1 protein-coding gene is annotated in these 879 nt (G+C 61.0%); it reads right to left on the minus strand.

The annotated features are described in order from the left end of the window. Positions 1-787 (minus strand): 4-hydroxy-2-oxovalerate aldolase (gene dmpG, locus WG929_RS20870; protein ID WP_416207608.1); only part of this gene is annotated, 787 nt, incomplete at its 3' end. Positions 788-879 lie beyond the last annotated feature (92 nt).

Genomic DNA, 879 nt, shown 5'->3' on the forward strand with positions numbered 1-879 from the left:
CGACGTCCATGATTTGGTACAGGTCGATACCGGTCTGACAGCCCATGCGGTCGAGAACCGCGCACAGCACTTCCAGCGGCGTGTTACCGGCTCCCGCGCCCAGCCCGGCAACGGAACCGTCGATGCGGGCCGCTCCGGCTTCAATGGCGGCGAGGGAGTTGGCTACGCCCATGGCCATGTTGTGGTGGCCGTGGAAGCCGATTTCGATGCGGCTGTCGAGTTCTTGCCGCAGCAGGCCGATTTTCTGGCTGACTTCGTCCGGCAGCATGTAACCCGCAGAGTCGGTGCAGTAGATGCAGTTGGCTCCGTAACCGACCATCAGTCGGGCTTGTTCGAGGATTTTTTCGGCCGGTACCATGTGCGCCATCATCAGGAAGCCGACGGTGTCCATGTCCATTTCACGGGCGATGGTGATGTGTTGCTGGGAGACGTCGGCTTCGGTGCAGTGGGTCGCCACCCGAATGGTGGAGACGCCCAGTTCTCGGGCCATTTTGAGGTGGTCAACGGTGCCGATGCCGGGCAGCAGCAGGGCGGAGATTTTCGCCTGTTTCATTTTCGGGATCACGGCACCGAGGTATTCTTCGTCGCTGTGGGCCGGGAAGCCGTAGTTCACCGAGGAGCCACCGAGGCCGTCGCCGTGGGTGACTTCGATCAGTGGCATGCCGGCGGCGTCCATCGCGCAGGCAATGGCGACCATGTCGTCAACGCTGATCTGGTGACGTTTGGCGTGCATGCCGTCGCGCAGGGACATGTCGTGAAGTTTGACGCTTTTACCTTGCAAGTTCATGTTCATGCTCCCCTGTTATTCGCCACGTGCTGGCAGTGTGATGGTGCCGTTGGCGGCTTCTTCGGCAAACATTTCAGCGGTACGCAAACCGG

Source organism: Oceanobacter antarcticus, from assembly GCF_044962685.1.
GTDB lineage: Bacteria > Pseudomonadota > Gammaproteobacteria > Pseudomonadales > Oceanobacteraceae > Oceanobacter > Oceanobacter antarcticus.